Annotated in this window: 15 protein-coding genes, 1 tRNA gene and 1 pseudogene; 9 read left to right on the forward strand and 8 right to left on the reverse strand. The window is 65.6% G+C overall.

Going from position 1 to position 15,745, the window contains the following annotated elements; genetic code table 11:
- Positions 1-16: 16 nt before the first annotated feature.
- Positions 17-748 carry a lysoplasmalogenase family protein gene (locus NYP18_RS01465; RefSeq protein WP_259426348.1) on the forward strand — a complete coding sequence of 244 codons (732 nt, stop codon included), beginning with the start codon at positions 17-19 and terminating at the stop codon, positions 746-748.
- Here the strand turns inward: NYP18_RS01465 and NYP18_RS01470 are convergent.
- A complete protein-coding gene (locus tag NYP18_RS01470; protein WP_259426349.1) occupies positions 745-1,416 on the reverse strand; it encodes a YczE/YyaS/YitT family protein in 672 nt (223 codons plus the stop codon). The genes NYP18_RS01465 and NYP18_RS01470 overlap by 4 nt on opposite strands.
- Before the next feature lies 1 nt (position 1,417).
- A complete protein-coding gene (locus tag NYP18_RS01475) occupies positions 1,418-2,944 on the reverse strand; it encodes an adenylate/guanylate cyclase domain-containing protein (protein WP_259426350.1) in 1,527 nt (508 codons plus the stop codon).
- Positions 2,945-3,015: 71 nt separating this feature from the next.
- Between NYP18_RS01475 and NYP18_RS01480 the strand changes: the two genes are divergently transcribed.
- Positions 3,016-4,227 carry a DNA polymerase III subunit delta' gene (locus NYP18_RS01480; RefSeq protein ID WP_259426351.1) on the forward strand — a complete coding sequence of 404 codons (1,212 nt, stop codon included), beginning with the start codon at positions 3,016-3,018 and terminating at the stop codon, positions 4,225-4,227.
- 118 nt (positions 4,228-4,345) lie between these two features.
- Positions 4,346-4,421, forward strand: a tRNA-Thr gene (locus tag NYP18_RS01485).
- A gap of 137 nt (positions 4,422-4,558) precedes the next feature.
- On the opposite strand, the gene NYP18_RS01490 is transcribed toward NYP18_RS01485, so the two are convergent.
- The gene (locus NYP18_RS01490; RefSeq protein WP_259426352.1) at positions 4,559-5,653 is read right to left on the reverse strand and encodes a type I restriction enzyme HsdR N-terminal domain-containing protein; all 1,095 of its coding nucleotides are present in this window, start codon (positions 5,651-5,653) and stop codon (positions 4,559-4,561) included.
- A 424-nt stretch (positions 5,654-6,077) separates the two neighbouring features.
- Here NYP18_RS01490 and NYP18_RS01495 point away from each other — a divergent pair.
- Positions 6,078-6,447 (forward strand): annotated as a pseudogene (locus NYP18_RS01495) (hypothetical protein).
- A gap of 63 nt (positions 6,448-6,510) precedes the next feature.
- Positions 6,511-7,365 (forward strand): GDSL-type esterase/lipase family protein, encoded by an 855-nt coding sequence (locus tag NYP18_RS01500; RefSeq protein ID WP_259426353.1) that lies wholly within the window; start codon positions 6,511-6,513, stop codon positions 7,363-7,365.
- Positions 7,366-7,388: 23 nt separating this feature from the next.
- Here NYP18_RS01500 and NYP18_RS01505 read toward each other — a convergent pair whose 3' ends face one another.
- On the reverse strand, positions 7,389-9,032 hold the full coding sequence (locus NYP18_RS01505; RefSeq protein ID WP_259426354.1) for an AMP-binding protein: 1,644 nt from the start codon (positions 9,030-9,032) through the stop codon (positions 7,389-7,391).
- 215 nt (positions 9,033-9,247) lie between these two features.
- Here NYP18_RS01505 and NYP18_RS01510 point away from each other — a divergent pair, with 215 nt between their 5' ends.
- The 4 genes from NYP18_RS01510 to NYP18_RS01525 all read left to right on the forward strand — a co-directional run bounded on the left by NYP18_RS01510 (position 9,248) and on the right by NYP18_RS01525 (position 12,979).
- Positions 9,248-10,123: a GDSL-type esterase/lipase family protein gene (locus NYP18_RS01510; RefSeq protein WP_259426355.1), complete on the forward strand. Its 876-nt coding sequence runs from the start codon at positions 9,248-9,250 to the stop codon at positions 10,121-10,123.
- 140 nt (positions 10,124-10,263) lie between these two features.
- Complete coding sequence (locus NYP18_RS01515; RefSeq protein WP_259426356.1) at positions 10,264-11,358, forward strand: S-(hydroxymethyl)mycothiol dehydrogenase; 1,095 nt, start codon at positions 10,264-10,266, stop codon at positions 11,356-11,358.
- Position 11,359: 1 nt separating this feature from the next.
- A complete protein-coding gene (locus NYP18_RS01520) occupies positions 11,360-11,989 on the forward strand; it encodes an MBL fold metallo-hydrolase (protein ID WP_259426357.1) in 630 nt (209 codons plus the stop codon).
- A 48-nt stretch (positions 11,990-12,037) separates the two neighbouring features.
- Positions 12,038-12,979, forward strand: coding sequence for an NAD-dependent epimerase/dehydratase family protein (locus tag NYP18_RS01525; protein ID WP_259426358.1), 942 nt, complete (start codon positions 12,038-12,040; stop codon positions 12,977-12,979).
- On the opposite strand, the gene NYP18_RS01530 is transcribed toward NYP18_RS01525, so the two are convergent.
- The 4 genes from NYP18_RS01530 to ppgS are packed head-to-tail and all read right to left on the reverse strand — an operon-like array spanning position 12,927 to position 15,728.
- Positions 12,927-13,808 carry a cytochrome c biogenesis CcdA family protein gene (locus tag NYP18_RS01530; RefSeq protein ID WP_259426359.1) on the reverse strand — a complete coding sequence of 294 codons (882 nt, stop codon included), beginning with the start codon at positions 13,806-13,808 and terminating at the stop codon, positions 12,927-12,929. The genes NYP18_RS01525 and NYP18_RS01530 overlap by 53 nt on opposite strands.
- Positions 13,805-14,650, reverse strand: a complete 846-nt coding sequence (locus tag NYP18_RS01535) for a DsbA family protein (protein WP_259426360.1) — start codon at positions 14,648-14,650, stop codon at positions 13,805-13,807. Before NYP18_RS01535 ends, NYP18_RS01530 begins: the two co-directional genes overlap by 4 nt.
- Complete coding sequence (locus NYP18_RS01540) at positions 14,647-15,021, reverse strand: DUF2304 domain-containing protein (protein ID WP_259426361.1); 375 nt, start codon at positions 15,019-15,021, stop codon at positions 14,647-14,649. The genes NYP18_RS01535 and NYP18_RS01540 overlap by 4 nt, the downstream gene beginning before the upstream one ends.
- 8 nt (positions 15,022-15,029) lie before the next feature.
- Positions 15,030-15,728, reverse strand: a complete 699-nt coding sequence (ppgS, locus tag NYP18_RS01545) for a polyprenyl-phospho-N-acetylgalactosaminyl synthase PpgS (protein ID WP_259426362.1) — start codon at positions 15,726-15,728, stop codon at positions 15,030-15,032.
- Positions 15,729-15,745: the final 17 nt, after the last annotated feature.

Genomic DNA, 15,745 nt, shown 5'->3' on the forward strand with positions numbered 1-15,745 from the left:
CGCTAGGGTGGGGGCCATGAATCGTATGGTCACCCACACCCAGGATGGCGCCGAGGCCCTCTTCGCCTCCGTCACCACCGGCCTCCGGGAACCGGAGCGCCTCGCCTACCTCAGCCTCGGTGAACTCGTCGCCTGGTCGAACATCTTCCGCTGGCAGCGGGTGCGGTCGGTGGTCACCCCCTTCCTCCATCCGTTGCTGGCCGCCACCATCCTGCGCACGAACCGGGAACCGGTCCTGCTGGCGGGGATGGCCGGGGGACTGGTGGGCAGTGTCGTCAAGCTGCGGCGGCCGGAGAAGACCCCGGTGCTGGGCATGTTCGGCCTCGCCGCCAACCACGCCGCCTATTCCGCGGCGCTGGTCTCCCACGGGGCACGCCCCTCCGCGGGCCGGGTGGCCCTGCGGGCGGCGGCCTGGACAACCGGTGTGGGGTTGGCCGTGTGGCGGAAGAAGCAGCTCATCGCCCCGGCTGTCCTGGCCGGTGTCTTCGTCTCCGCGACTTCGACCCTCGCGGACGACCCGGCCCTGCAGGACGGTTCCACCCCCGCTAAGGGGCTCGGGCACGCGGGCAACCTGCTGCTCGGTGCCGAAGGCATTGCCCTGCTGCGCGAGACCGTGTTCACCGGCGACAAACCGGGTCACCGGCTTCTCGACGCCACCATGACCGCCGCCAGTGTCATCGGCAACGTCCTCATGGTCGACGGGTTGACGCGGCGCACGTCCCGGGACAACGGGGCGTCGGCAGGCTAGGCCCCGCCGCGGAATCGCACCAGCGGCGGGCCGATCACGGGTTGGACCCGCTTGACGATCGTGCCGATGAGGAAGGCCGCGGCGACGGTGCCCTCACGCACGCCGACGACCGCGCCAGCGAACAGCAGCCCGAGGATGATGGCGGAGATCACGGTGATGAGGTCGAAACCGATTTTGACGTGGCCGAAGACGAACAGACGCCGCTTGCCGAACACCCGGGACAGCTCCGTGCTGATCGCCAGGACCACCGCCTCCCCGGCGAGCATGAGAGTGTTCGCGGAGATCTGGAAGCAGATACCCGTGCTCAGCAGAAGCAGGCCGATGAGCACGATCAGCCACTGCTGCCAGTACGCGGAATAGGTGACCCAGGAGGTCAGCCACAGGGCGAGGTCATTGAACAGGCCGAACACGACCGCCAGGGGGATCTGCAGCAGCTGGAAGGCCTGGAAACGGCTCCGCAGCAGCAGGACCTGGATCAGGACCAGGCCGATGTTGAAGATGATCGTGGTCATCCCCAGCGTGAGCGGGCTGATCAGGCTGAGGACATAGGGCAGCGAGGAGATCGTGGTGGTGCCCAGGTCACTGCGCACCGACAGGGCGATGCCGAAGGCCATGAACAACATGCCTGTGACAAGCAGGACAAGCCTGCGGGGCTGCAGTTTCTCCATCTCAGGAACGGTCCGCCATCGTCGCGCGGATGGGGCGGGCCAGCTGGGTCATCTCCCGGCGCCCGCGCAGCTCCACCGACTTCATGACGGTCCAGCGGGCCTGCTCGGCCTCGTTCGCCCCCCGCAGCGTGGCAGCGTTGGTGAGCACCCGGCCCGGGGTGTCCTTGGCCAGGTCGGTCAGGCGCGCCGCGGAGTTCACGGCGTCACCGATGACGGTGTACTCGAAACGGTCCGAGCCACCGATGTGGCCGGCGACGACGTGGCCCGCGGCCACGCCGATGCCGGCCTGCAGCTCCATGCCCTTGAGCTCCTGCCGCAGCTCGCGGGCGGCGGTGAGGGCATGGGAGGTGGCGTCGGGCAGCCCGATGGGGGCCCCGAAAACGGCGAGCGCGGCGTCACCCTGGAATTTGTTGATGATGCCCTTGTTGCGGTGCACCACCGTGACCACGTGCTCGAAGAATTTGTTCAGCTCCTCGACGACCTCCTCCGGCGAGTGGTTCACCGCGAAGGTCGTCGAACCGATGACGTCGACGAACAGGACGGCGACCTTGCGGTCCTCCCCACCGAGGGTGGGGCGCTCCTCCAGGGCTCGCTTGGCCACCTCGATGCCGACGTAGCGGCCGAAGATGTCGCGTACCCGCTGGCGTTCCTTCAGACCGCGCATCATCTCGTTGAAACCGGCCTGCAGGACACCGATCTCGGAGCCGTCGTAGATGTCCACCTCGGCGTCGGTGTCGCCACGGCGCACCCGGTTGATGGCCTCCTGCAGCTCCAGGATCGGGTCCACCACACTCATGATGGCGAAGCTCGTGCCCACGAAACCGGTCAACAGGGCAGCCCCCGCCAGCGCCACGACCGCCGGGATGATGTCCGCGGCGTTGTCGGTGAAGAAGCCGAGTTTCTGGCCCAGGACGATCAGCAGGAGGCCCACCAGCGGCAGGGCCGTGGTCATCAGCCAGGTCATCCGCAGCCGCTGGGTGATCGGCGGTTCCAGGGTGGAGTCCTCGAAACGCCGTGCCAGTGCGGAGGCCGCCACGGGACGCACGAGACGCTCCGCCAGCAGGTAGGTGATCAGCACAATCACCATGCCCGTCAGCGCCGTCGCCAGACCGATGACCAGCGCCAGACGCCAACTGGAGGACGAGGCCACCACCACCGCGATCGCGATGCCGATCACCCACACCACGGCACAGACCACCGCCTGATACACCGGCAGACGCATCACCAGGTTGCGGACCATGTTCGGGTCGTGGTCATCCGGGTTGCGCTGCCACTCCAGCACAGGCCGGAACAGCAGCAGTGTGGCCACAACGGCGACGATCACCGCGAATGCCAGATACGTCAGCCCGATGACCTCCAGGTGCGGGACATCGGCGGTGAAGCCACGCACCTCCGGCATCGGGATGAGGAAACGTACGAACAGCATGATCGCCAACGCGCCGATGACGTTGGCCGCGAGCACCACAGCGGCATACAGGGGCCACGACGTGCCCCACAGCCACCTGACCGCCCGCAAAAGTCGACTCATGGTTCCTTACTCTAACCTCCCCACCCCTCCCACGTAGGCACCGCTTGAGCGTGCCGAATAGGGTGGGTGGGGTGAACACCGTTGCCAGCCGTCTCGCCGACACCCCATCCGTCCGGGACACCGTGCTCGCCGCCGCCACCGCCGCCCGTGCCTTCATCCGGGGGGAGGCGCACGAACTCGGCAACGCCATGGCGCACGCCTGGATCTTCACCGGGCCGCCCGGCTCCGGACGCTCCGTGGCCGCCCTCAACTTCGCCGCGGCCCTCCAGTGCACCGACCCCACCGAACCCGGCTGTGGCCGCTGCCGCAACTGCCATGACGTCTTCGCCGACTCCCACACCGACGTCCTCCACATCGTGCCCGCCGAGCTCTCCATCGGCATCAAACCGATGCGGGAGATGCGTACCGAGGCAGTGAAGATGCCCACCGTCGCCCCCTGGCGGGTCATCATCATCGAGGATGCGGACCGGTTCACCTCCGAGGCCGCGGATGCCATCCTCAAGGTGGTGGAGGAACCTCCGGCCCACACCGTCATCATCATGTGCGCCCCCTCCATCGACCCGGAGGACTTCTCCCCGACACTGCGTTCCCGCTGCCGCCACCTCTATATTCCGTACCCCTCGATCGACCACATCGTCTCCCTGCTTATCGACGAATGCGGTGCCACCCCCGAGGACGCCCGCCTGGCGGCTGTCGCCTCCAACCGGCACATCGGGCGCGCCCGCCGACTGGTCTCTGATGCGGACGCGCAGCAGCGTCGCGCCAGCATCCTCAACCTCGCCGAGATGGTCTTCCACCACGATGAGGCATTCAAGGCCTCCACCGCCTTCCTGAAGAACGTGGACAAGCAGGTCAAGTCCATGAGTGACGAACAGGACGCCGGGGAACTCGCCGAGCTGGAACGCGCCCTGGGCAAAGGCGGGCGCGGCAAGGGCACCCAGAGGGTGATGGACGGCTCCGCCGGCATGGTCAAGGACCTGGAGAAGAAGCAGAAGATGCGCCGCAACCGCCGCAACCGCGACTTCCTCGACCTCGCCCTCGTGGACCTCGCCGGCCTCTACCGCGATGCCCTCATGCTTGCCGTGGGGGCCGACGTCCAACTGACCCACCCCGACTTCGGGGGCTTGGCCAGCGACCTGGCCGAGCGGGTGACCGAACCGGGCCTGGTCGAGTGCCTGGACGCGGTGACGAAGGCCCGGGAACACATCAGCGTCAACGTCACCCCGACCATCGCCATCGACGGCATGCTCGGCCGCATCCGGCTGGCGTGCGAGGTCTCCTGAGGTTTTGGCCGGATACTTTTCTGGCACACCGCGATTTCTCGGCTCCACCGCAGTGCGCTAGAATGTCCCCTCGGTACTGTTTGCGCAGATGACTGCACAGATTTGGATACAGCACCACGCCGCCTTAGCTCAGTCGGTAGAGCGTCTCACTCGTAATGAGAAGGTCAGGAGTTCGATTCTCCTAGGCGGCTCCACACAGAAACCCCCTCAACCTGCTGAAACAGGTGGAGGGGGTTTCTCCGTAGGTCAAGTTCCTGAGGGGTCCGGGCGCAATTCGGGCACACCGACTGCCGATTGACTGCGTCTTTCCCGGGTATTCGTGCTACGCAACTTAGGACATCTGCAGGCTGCGGACTCGAGCCCGGAGGTGATCGGCGTATGTGTAGATGTCCTCGATGCTCTCCATGTCGAAGGCCTGCTCTTCCCGGTTCTCGTCGAAGATGACGATCCGGGGGATCTTACGGTCGAAGAACAACCGGGCGATCGGCTTGCGGTTGTTGTCCTGGTAGAGGATCCCACAGTAGCTCTTGGCGTCCCGGATGGTGATGTCGGTGGCAGGAACGTCGACGCAGCAGATGGCGCGGATGATCCCGAAAGCCTGGAGTTCTTCCTCGGTAGTGGTGATGCCGTCGTTTGGCAGCTCAATTTCTTCGGCCTCTACGGGTGTCGAGTCCTCCAGGACGCTGTCCTCGAGAGGCTTCAGCGGTTCCTCAAGGTCCTGGGCAGAACGGAGACGGCGGTTTGCTTCGTCGCGGAGGAACTGGGAGCCTGCGGTGGACACCAGATGAGTGAAGGTCTCCATGACATTGGCTGTGAGTCGGCGCGTGGTTACCCGTGATGCGATCGTTTTGACCCATTCGGCGTCGGGTTCCCGGAACTGAGAGGCAAGCACCTTCTTGATCTCAGCCACGTACTTCAGTTCTTCTGCACTGGCATTGATGGTGTCGGAGTCGAACTGCTGCTTCGTGCACATCTCCAGGTGCGGGAACACTCGGTTGTCCACGTTGGCCAGATCGAGCGTCATGAACGGACGCTCGTCCATACGGTTCATTTCATCCAGCTGGGCATAGAATTCGTACACTTCACCATTAGTGAGAATCGCGAAATCTGTGTCGGTGACATTGAAGTACCGGATCAGCTGGGTCGCATGATCCAGGTGGAGCGGTTCGCCGATTTTCTTGCATTCAATCAGGAATCGGAAGTCGGTACCGGATTTGATGGCGAAGTCGACTTTCTCGCCCTTCTTCTTGCCGATGTCTGCGATGTACTCGGGGATCACTTCCCGGGGGTCAGTGACGTCGTAGCCGAGGACGTCATTGATGAAGGGAATGACGAATGCGGTTTTCGTTGCCTCTTCGGTTTCGATAATCGGCTTCAGCTCGCGGATCCGCGCCGCAAGATTCTGGATAGTCTGATCAATGCTCATTCCGCATTCCTTTATTCTGGTAAGTGCTGAAGGCGCACAAATATGATGGTGATTCTGAATCGCGCCTTGTCGTACTTATCGTGACTTTACGAAACGACTCGGCTTCCCGCCTGGTGAAGTGCTGGTAGGGCACCTGCTGGGAAGGTTTTCTCTGTTTAACGAGTTTTATTACCGGCGTTCCGTGGCTGGAATCACCAGGTTAGCAGCAGTGCTTGACATGGCCTGTTCTTAGTCGAACAAAAGCCCGAAGATAGCTCCTCTGCAATGGCTCCCGCCCAACTCCGCAGCCATTCTCCAGAAAATAACACAATCTTCTCTTGCGTCATCGGATTCCTCGGTCCTGCTGCTGGCCAGCTGAATGCCAGAACGCACGCATGAATTGCCGGGCACCATGGAGGGCAGACGCCAACCGAAGGGTCGCACGATGACTGAACTTTCCGCCCTTGCCCTTGTCTGCACGCTGAACCCCTCACCGACCGCCTCAAGCAGTGAACTGATCGCACGCCATGTCCTGGCGGAGCTGGCCAATCACGGAGCGCAGACTTCTCTGGTGCGGGTCGTCGACCACGACGTGAAACCCGGTCCACACCGACATGTCCCAGGCTCTCCACGACATCGGTTTCACCATCCCGGCGCAGGCCGGCACCTACTGGGTTGGAGAGGCGATGCAGAAAGTGGACTATCAGGATCTGGATGAGGTCCCCGAGATCATCGCCCAGACCACGGCCACTGCCGCCCGGAATGCGGTGCATCTGGCGCAGGTACTGCACACTGCCCCCTATCCGGTGGAATAGAGCCACGCCCCTCCGTGGTAAGACACTGGGAGTCCGCAGTTGATTCCCAGTTGAAGGTCCCGCATGCAGTTACCAGCCCCACGTTCCGTCATCTGCCACTCTCTGGCTCTTCTGCTGGTGATGGCGCTCACGGGAGGGTTCCTCGCGCCGGAGGCAACCGCGAAACAGCGCAACCTGGTGATCTTCGGCGATTCCGTCATCGCGGATCCACCGCTGGGGCAGTACCTCGCCCGGAAGGTTGAGCAGGGTTCCTCGGAGTTCATCGGGGGCAGGTTCTGCCCGACGTCGAGAAGCAGCTTCGGCGTCCAGGCTGCCGCAGAACTGGGGCTGGAGGTGGCGGATTATTCCTGTGCCGGCGCCACAGCCACCGGCAGCAGGTCGATCTTCGGTGGGCAGGACTTCGCGGTCCAGGTCGACCGCGCGCTTGCCGACGCTACTCTCAACCCCGCCACCGACCGCGTCCTGATCACGCTCGGTTTCAACGACACCTACAACAACCTCGCCCTGCCGGGGCCTGAGCTACGTTCCCGTTTTGTGGCCGTCATGGTCCCGCAGATCGAGCGGATCCGCCGGGCGGCTCCGGAGGCGCGCATCCAGCTCATCGGCTACCCGACAATCGCGGACGACGAATATGTGTGTCTGTTCAATCTCGGCGGTAGTGTGCGCGACCGGACCTATGCTCCCGTGATCGGGCAGTTCGAGGATCTCGCGCAGCGCATGCAGCAGGATCTGGCGGTGGCCACCGGTGTCGAGTTCCTCGACCTCAAGCCTTCGACTGCGGACAACGGCATGTGCGCCCCGGATCATCTGCGGGGCTGGGCGGGCCTCATCGATCTCAATGCCAGCCCGTACCACCTTCCGTACCACCTGAATGCCCGCGGGCATGAGTACGTGGCGGAGGTTGTAGTGGAGAGCTGATCCTGAGCCGGCCCGGCCCGCCCCTACTTCTCCAGCAGCAGGCGGGGGACGACCTTGCCCGTGGCGTTGCGGGGGAGTTCGTCGACGAAGTGGACGTCACGCGGGATGGAGTGGTCGGCGAGGTTGTCGCGGACGAAGTCACGGATGTCGTCGGGGGTCAGCGCCTGGCCGGTCTCGCCGGAGTCGCGGACGACCCAGGTAGCGATGCGCTGGAAGGTCTCGGCGTCCTCGACTCCGGTGGAGAAGGTTTCGCTGACACCGGGCAGGGCGTCGAGGACCTCGTCGACGGAGCGGGGGAAGACGTTCTCGCCGCCGACGATGATCATGTCGTCGATGCGCCCGAGGACGCGGAGGTGCCCCTTGTCATCGAGGTATCCCAGGTCACCGATGCGGACGAGGTCGCCGACCTTGTCCACGGGGATGTCAGGGTTGGTGTACCCGGTGAGGGTGGTGGAGTTGCGCAGGTGGATCTGGCCGATGGTGCCGACGGGGACCTCGCAGCCCTCATCGTCGAGGATCTTCAGCTGCGTGCCGATGGCCACCCTGCCGGAGGTGTTGGGGTCGGCGGCGAGTTCCTCGGCGGAGGCGACGGAGGCCAACGTGAGCTCGGTGGAGCCGTAGACGTTGCAGAGGATCGGGCCGAAACGTTCGATGACCTGCTCGACCAGGTGCGGGGTCAGGGCGTGGCCGGAGGAGACGATGAACTCCAGGTGGGAGGTGTCGTACTTCTCGTTGTCGCTGACCTCAAGGAACTGCTTGAGGAAGATCGGGGAGGTGACCATGGCCTCGAGCTGGTGGTCGTCGATGTCCCGGAGCACCTGCTCGGCGTCGAAGTGGCGGTGGGTGATGATCGTCGCGCGGGCCGCCAGGGCGATGTTGACCGCGCCCCAGCCCCAGGTGTGGAACATGGAGGCGTGCAGCTGGACGCGGATGTCGGCGCGCCACGGCACCTTCTTCAGCATTCCGGCCAGCACGAGCGGCAGTTTCGGTTCGGGGCGCATGACACCCTTGGGGATGCCGGTGGTGCCGGAGGACATGAGCACGATCGGCCCGTGCTTCGGCATGACCGGCAGTGCGACATCCTCGGTGATCCAGGGGCGCTCGACGATGTCGGTGAGGGTGATGTGGTCCTCGTGTTCACGGCTGGCGTCGCCGATGATGACGTGGACGCCCTGCTTCTCGACGACCGCGGGGTCCAGGCGGTCGAGGAACTCGTCGTCGATGACCAGGACGTTGATGCCGTTCTCCTCGATGCAGCCGGTGAGCTGCTCGGCGGAGGAGCCGACGTTGAGGAGGTAGATGCCGGCGCCGGCGTAGCCCTTGGCGGCCAGCGGGTAGATCATGCCGCGGCCGTTGCGTGCCATGACGCCGAGCCGGATCTCGTCGAGGTCCAGGCCGACCAGGTGGCGGGCCACCGAGCGGGAGTTCTCGCGGAGCTGGCGGTAGGTGAGTTCGCCGTCGTCGTCGATGAGCGCGATGCGGTGCGGAGTGGCCAGGTGTCCCTGCTCGACCTCCCGGGCCGTGGTGAACCAGTAGCGGCCGAGGGCGGAGACCTGGCCGGGGCCGCCGCCGAGGCCGAGGATGCCGGAGCGTAGGACCGCGGGGAGGAATTCGCCGAGGGCGCGGGCTGTGACCGCGGTGTCGCGGAAGCGGGCTGCGAGGGACACGGGACAAGCTCCTTCAGGGTTGGGTTTCCACAACCATAGTTTCTCGGGTCTAATTAGTTCCACTCGGATGCGGCATTCATATGGTGACACGCTAAAGTGTTCCGTGACCATTCCGTGATGTACCGGTGTGGCTGAAGTGACTGGAGTGACAAACTTTCGCTGATGCTGGACACTGGTGCCTACGAAGTCGGTACCCAAGGACCGTAAGGACCCACATGTTCAACCCCTCGCTCGCCACCCGCCGTCTCCTGGTGGCGCTCACCCCGCTGCTGCTGCTCATCGGCCTGATCGCCGCCGCACCCGCCTCGGAGGCCCAGCAGCGCAATCTGGTGATCTTCGGTGACTCCATCATCGCCGACACCCCCACCCCCGAATACCTGGTCAACCGGCTCGGCATGGCGAGCTCGGGCTCCTCGTTGAGCTCGCTCGGCTCGTCGGCAAGCTCGGGCAGCAGCTTCCAGCAGTGCCCGACCTCCCAGAACAACTACGGCGTCCGGGCGGCGAACAAGCTGGGCCTGGTCCCGCGGGACTACTCCTGCGCCGGCACCACCGCCATCGCCCCGGGTCCGCAGTTCTCCACCCAGGTGGACCGCGCACTGGCCTCCGGCGCGCTGAACCCGGCCACCGCCCGCGTCGTCATCAGCACCGGATTCAACGACACCTACAACAACAACGACCAGAACGAGCACCAGGTGCGCGCCCGCTTCGTTGACGCGCTGCGCCCGCAGATCCAGCGCATCCGCAACGCCGCCCCCAACGCACGCGTCCAGATCGTCGGTTACGCCACCATCACCGACAACGACCACGCCTGTCTGCTCCACCTCGGCGCGGGCATCCGGGACCGGACCTACCTCCCGCAGGTCGGCTACTGGGAGCGTCTGGCCCAGGACATGCAGCGCGACCTGGCACATGCCACCGGCACCGAGTTCGTGGACATGAAGCCCTCGACCCGCGACAACGGCATGTGCGCCCCGGACCATCTGCGCAGCTGGGCAGGCATCATCGACTTCCACGCCGGCCCCGGCAACATGCCCATCCACATGACCGACCGCGGCCACGAGCACGTCGCGAACACCATCGCCCGTTCCTGATCCCCACCTCCGCCCACCCCGCCGTGCCAGGCATTACCTGGCCGGCGGGGATTTTTCGTCCCGGGCCCGCCGCTGAGGAATACCGGTATGCTCGGCTGCGAACACGGGCCTGCGGGCCTTTGCTGACGAAGGAGAATTCATTGACAACCACTGTTCAGGGAGTCATCGCCCGTTCCAAGGGGGCGGATGTTGAACTCACCGACATCGTGATCCCGGATCCCGGCCCCAACGATGTCATCGTGCGTGTCCAGTCCACCGGTGTGTGCCACACCGACCTGGCCTACCGTGACGGCGACATCAGCGACGAGTACCCCTTCCTGCTGGGACACGAGTCCGCCGGCATCGTCGAGACCATCGGCGAGGCAGTCACCCATGTCGAGGTCGGCGACTTCGTCGTCCTCAACTGGCGTGCGGTGTGCGGGGAGTGCCGCGCCTGCAAGAAGGGTGACGTGAAGAACTGCTTCAATACCCACAACGCATCCAAGAAGATGACCCTGGCCGACGGCACCGAGCTGTCCCCGGCACTGGGTATCGGTTCGTTTGCGGAGAAGACCCTGGTCCATGAGGGCCAGTGCACCAAGGTCAACCCGCAGGCGGATCCGGCAGCTGTCGGCCTGCTCGGTTGCGGCATCATGGCCGGCCTCGGTGCGGCGGTGAACACCGGTGAGATCCAGATCGGTGAGTCCGTGGTCGTCTTCGGCCTCGGCGGTGTCGGCATGGCAGCGATCGCCGGCGCGAAGCTGGCCGGTGCGGCGAAGATCATCGCCGTGGACCTCGACGAGCGCAAGACCACCCAGGCCAAGGAATTCGGCGCGACGCACACGATCGTCTCCAAGGGCATGGACGAGCAGGAGGTCATCGACGCGGTCCGTGAGCTGACCGACGGCTTCGGTACGGACGTGTCCATCGACGCGGTGGGCATCATGCCCACCTGGCGCCAGGCCTTCTACTCCCGTGACCATGCCGGGCGCATGGTCATGGTCGGTGTGCCGAACCTGACCTCGAACATCGACATCCCGGCCATCGACTTCTACGGCCGTGGTGGTTCCCTCAAGCCGGCCTGGTACGGCGACTGCCTGCCGGAGTGGGATTTCCCCGCCTACACCCAGCTGTTCGAAAACGGTGTGTTCCCGCTGGACAAGTTCGTCTCGGAGCGCATCGGCCTGGGGGAAGTCGAGGAGGCTTTTTCCACCATGAAACGTGGGGACGTCCTGCGATCGGTGGTGGTCCTCTAACATGAGCGGACTTCGTATCGACCATGTTGAGACCTCCGGGAAGTTCATCCTGGACGGCGGTGAATGGGATGTGGACAACAACATCTGGATCGTCGGTGACGATTCGGAGGTGTTCATCATCGACGCCGCCCATGACGCCACCCCGATCATCGAGAAGGTCGCGGGGCGTAAGGTGCGCGGCATCATCTGCACACACGCCCACAACGACCACATCACCGTGGCCCCGGAGCTGTCCGAGAAGCTGGATGCCCCGATCTGGGTGCATCCGGGCGATCAGATGCTGTGGGATGAGACCCACCCGGGGCTGGCGCATGAGGATCTGGCTGATGACCAGGTCTTCCAGATCGCTGGTGCGGAGATGCAGGTGCTGAACACGCCGGGTCATTCCCCGGGTTCGTGCTGCCTGTATCTGCCGGAGGCCGGTGAGTTGTTCTCCGGTGACACCCTGTTCCAGGGTGGTCCGGGTGCGACGGGGCGCAAGTACTCCTCCTTCGAGACGATCATCGAGTCGCTGCAGAAGTCGGTGCTGGATCTGCCGGCGGAGACGATCGTGCGGACCGGACACGGTGACCACACCACCATCGGTGCGGAGGCCCCGCACCTGGAGGAGTGGATCAGGCGCGGCCACTAGCGCGCATCTCCCCGACGGGACCGGTCGCCGCTGCTAGAGTGCGGATCTATGCACACACTCGTCACCGGCGGCGCCGGTTTCATCGGCTCCCATCTGGTTGACCTGCTGCTGGCCGAGGGCCACGACGTCACCGTCGTGGACAACCTCTCCCACGGGCGGCTGGACAACCTCACCGACGCGCAGGCCACCGGCCGGCTGACCTTCATCGAGGCCGACCTGCTCGACGTCGACTTCGACGCCCTGGTCGCCACCCACCGCCCGGAGGTCATCTTCCACCTGGCCGCCCAGATCGACGTGCGCAACTCGGTGACCGATCCGATCCACGACGCGCAGACCAACATCCTGGCCACCATCCGCATGGCCGAGGCCGCCCGTAAACACGGGGTGCGCAAGATCATCCACACCTCCTCCGGTGGGGCGATCTACGGGGTGCCGGAGTCCTTCCCGGTCTCCGAGGACACCGCCGTGGATCCGCATTCCCCGTACGCTGCGAGTAAATACGCCGGTGAGGTGTACCTGAACACCTTCCGGCATCTCTACGGGCTGGACTGCTCGCACATCGCCCCGGCCAATGTCTACGGTCCGCGCCAGGATCCGCACGGTGAGGCCGGGGTGGTGGCGATCTTCGCGCAGCGGCTGTTGGCGGGGGAGTCGACGAAGGTCTTCGGGGACGGTTCCAACACCCGCGACTACGTCTTTGTCGGGGATGTGGTGCGTGCGTTCTACCTGGCCGCAGGCGAGAAGGGGTCGGGCCTGCGGTTCAACATCGGTACTGCGGTGGAGACCTCGGACCGGCAGCTGCACACGCTGGTGACCCAGGCTGCGGGCGCGCCGGATGACCCGGAGTACGCTCCGGCACGCCTGGGGGATGTGCCGCGTTCTGCCCTGGCCTACGGTCGTGCGCGGGAGGTGCTGGGTTGGGAGCCGTTGACCCCGATCACTGAGGGTGTCGCACAGACCGTGGAGTACTTCCGCCAGCAGCCGAAGTGACCCCGGGGTTCTCCCTGCGACGCAGCTGACGGGCCAACGCAACTGCAGTGAGCACCGCACCGGCCAGGGCCACCCAGAACCAGAACATCACGTCGGAGACCGCACCAGCGGCCCGGGATGCCCAGGCCTCGACCTCGAAGCGGGTGTCCAGGCTGAGCGGACCCGGCAGGTTGGCGCTGCCGTGGCTGGCGATGAACAACCAGCCGACAGCGATGAACAGTCCGCCGGAGACCACCGCCCAGACAGTGGTGCGCAACCGCCCGATCCGGATCTCCCGGCCCCGCAGCAGCGCCCCGGAGCCCAGGTCAAGGCGGTCCCATAATGCGGCCAGCACGAACAGGGGCAGGGCCATGCCGAGGGCATAGGCGCCCAGGACCAGACCACCGTAGAACGCTGAACCACCCACCGCTGCGGTGGTGAGCACCGCCCCCAGCAGCGGGCCGGCGCAGAAACCGGCGAAGCCGTAGACCATGCCCAACAGCAGGATCGGCACCGCCCCGGTACCGCGGACCCTCCCTGCGGACAGCCCCGGAATCCGGAAACCGCCGCCCAGGCCAGTCCAGACACCCAGCGCGATGAGCAGCCAGCCTCCCACCAGGATCAGTGTGCTCCGGTGTCCGGCAAGCACCGCCCCCAGCGTGCCCGCCCCGGCCCCGAGCGGCACCAGCACGATCAGCAGGCCGGTGAGGAAGACCAGGGTGCGGCCCAGCAGGGCATGCAGGGAGGAGAAGGCGTAGGCGAAGAAGGCGGGCAACAGCAGCGCTGAACAGGGGCTGACCAGCGAGAGAATCCCCGCCACCAGCGCCCCGAAGAGTCCGACAGTGCTCACCTGAGCTCCGGGACCTCCACGTCACCGCGGGCGACCTTGGCCAGCTCCTCGGTGATCAGCTCCTCGAAGACCTCGGTGGGCTGCGCCCCGGAGATGAACTGCTCACCGATGAAGAAGCTGGGGGTGCCGTTCACCCCGATGCCCGCGCCGTAGTCCTTCGCGGCGGCAACGGCCTCGTCGAAGGTGCCGTCGGTGGCGTCGGCACGGAAACGCTCCAGGTCGGGCACACCGGCCTGCTCCGCGAAACGGACGAAATCATCGGTGTCGTGCCCGGGATGGCCCTGGATACCGCGGGTGGCGGTGTAGAGAGCGGTCTTGTACTCCCGGAACTTGCCCTGCGCCGCGGCGGCACGTCCGGCACGGGCGGCATCCTCCGCCGCCGGGCCGTTGACCGGCAGGTCATTCCACTCCAGGCGGACCAGCCCGCGGTCCACGTAGTCGCTGAGCAGCAGCTTGCCGGTGGTGTTGGCGAAACGCGCGCAGAAGGGGCACTCGAAGTCCGAGAACTCGGAGATGACCACCGGGGCATCGAGAGCCCCGACGGCGAAGGGGTCGGCCGGGTCGCGGCGGTGGACCTTGAGGATGTCCCCGGCGGAGGTGATCTCCGAACCGGGGCCGGAGATGGTGGCGTCGAAACGCCCGTCCGGACCGGGAACGGGGCCTTCCGTGCGGGTGCCGGGGGTCACCTCCGCGAGCTCAGTCGCTGCCGCAGCAACCTCCGGGGCGGCGGTGGTGACCACGCTGCGCTGGCCGAGGAGATACCCCACGAGGAAGACGAGGACGAGGATGAAGGCGAGCAGGACCCACGCGAGCGTCGGCACGCGGAGACGCGGAGCAGTCACTTGGTGGCGGTCTCCTCGTCGGCCACCTCATGGGCAGGCAGCACCGGGCTCTGCAGCGCCACGGCGCGCGCCAGGCGGGCATAGCGCAGCTCCTGCTCGCGGAAACGGATCCAGGTGGACATCGTGGTGAACAGGAAGGCGATCACTACGACGTAGAGCAGCAGGTCGGTGCCGCGGTCCACGCCCAGCCAGTTCGCCAGGACGGTGAGGTCATCCGGACGCAGGACCGCCCACACCGCGGCGATGATGAAGAGCACGAAGCCGAGCTTCACACCGGCCTTGGCACGCGCCTTGCGGCGGTTGGTCAGGAAGTAGAACGCCAGCACGAGGGTGGCGGCGAGCAGCAGCAGCTGCACCAGGGTTGCGATCATGTCGGGTTTCAGAGCCTCCTGGCCAGGATTCCGTCGGCGAGGATGTTCACGCCGTTGATGAGCGACTGGCCCTTGCTCATCGAGTACTCGGTGTAGAGGATGTCCACCGGCTCCTCCGCCACACGCCACCCCTTGTCGTCGATCATGCCGACGATCTCGGAGGCGTGCGACATGCCGTTCATCCGGATGTTCATCTCGTCCGCGACCTTCTTGTTGAAGACCCGCAGACCGTTGTGGGCATCCGAGAGCCCCAGCCTCCTGGTGGTGGGGGAGAGGAGCACCACGGTCTTCAGCACGACACGCTTGATCCAGGGCACCTGGTCGTCGGCGGCGCGGGGACGTCCGAAACGGGTGCCCACGATGATGTCCACCGGCTCGTTACGCAGGCGGTTGACCATGCGGATGACATCCTTGACCTGGTGCTGGCCGTCGGCGTCGAAGGTGACGAAGTACTTCGCGCCGGGCTGGCGGCGGGCGTACTCCACCCCGGTCTGGATCCCGGCGCCCTGGCCGAGGTTGACCGGGTGGTTGACCAGGTGGGCCCCGCCGGCGTGGATGCGTGCGGCGGAATCATCCGCCGAACCGTCATTGACGGCGACGATGTTGGGGAAGGTCTTCCTGGCGTTCTCGATGACGTCCTGGATGACCGTTCCCTCGTTGTAACAGGGGATGATCAGCCAGGTGTCCCGGAAATCGGTGTTGTCCATGATGGTCCACATGCTAT

This window comes from Corynebacterium lemuris, assembly GCF_024919295.1.
Taxonomy (GTDB): Bacteria; Actinomycetota; Actinomycetes; order Mycobacteriales; family Mycobacteriaceae; genus Corynebacterium; species Corynebacterium lemuris.

What these genes read in the sequence shown, in the direction of transcription:
- NYP18_RS01465 (WP_259426348.1), top strand. Translation starts at nt 17, where the DNA reads ATGAATCGTATGGTCACCCACACCCAGGATGGCGCCGAGGCCCTCTTC.
- NYP18_RS01470 (WP_259426349.1), bottom strand. Translation starts at nt 1,416, where the DNA reads ATGGAGAAACTGCAGCCCCGCAGGCTTGTCCTGCTTGTCACAGGCATG.
- NYP18_RS01475 (WP_259426350.1), bottom strand. Translation starts at nt 2,944, where the DNA reads ATGAGTCGACTTTTGCGGGCGGTCAGGTGGCTGTGGGGCACGTCGTGG.
- NYP18_RS01490 (WP_259426352.1), bottom strand. Translation starts at nt 5,653, where the DNA reads ATGAGCATTGATCAGACTATCCAGAATCTTGCGGCGCGGATCCGCGAG.
- NYP18_RS01500 (WP_259426353.1), top strand. Translation starts at nt 6,511, where the DNA reads ATGCAGTTACCAGCCCCACGTTCCGTCATCTGCCACTCTCTGGCTCTT.
- NYP18_RS01510 (WP_259426355.1), top strand. Translation starts at nt 9,248, where the DNA reads ATGTTCAACCCCTCGCTCGCCACCCGCCGTCTCCTGGTGGCGCTCACC.
- NYP18_RS01520 (WP_259426357.1), top strand. Translation starts at nt 11,360, where the DNA reads ATGAGCGGACTTCGTATCGACCATGTTGAGACCTCCGGGAAGTTCATC.
- NYP18_RS01525 (WP_259426358.1), top strand. Translation starts at nt 12,038, where the DNA reads ATGCACACACTCGTCACCGGCGGCGCCGGTTTCATCGGCTCCCATCTG.
- NYP18_RS01540 (WP_259426361.1), bottom strand. Translation starts at nt 15,021, where the DNA reads ATGATCGCAACCCTGGTGCAGCTGCTGCTGCTCGCCGCCACCCTCGTG.
- ppgS (WP_259426362.1), bottom strand. Translation starts at nt 15,728, where the DNA reads ATGGACAACACCGATTTCCGGGACACCTGGCTGATCATCCCCTGTTAC.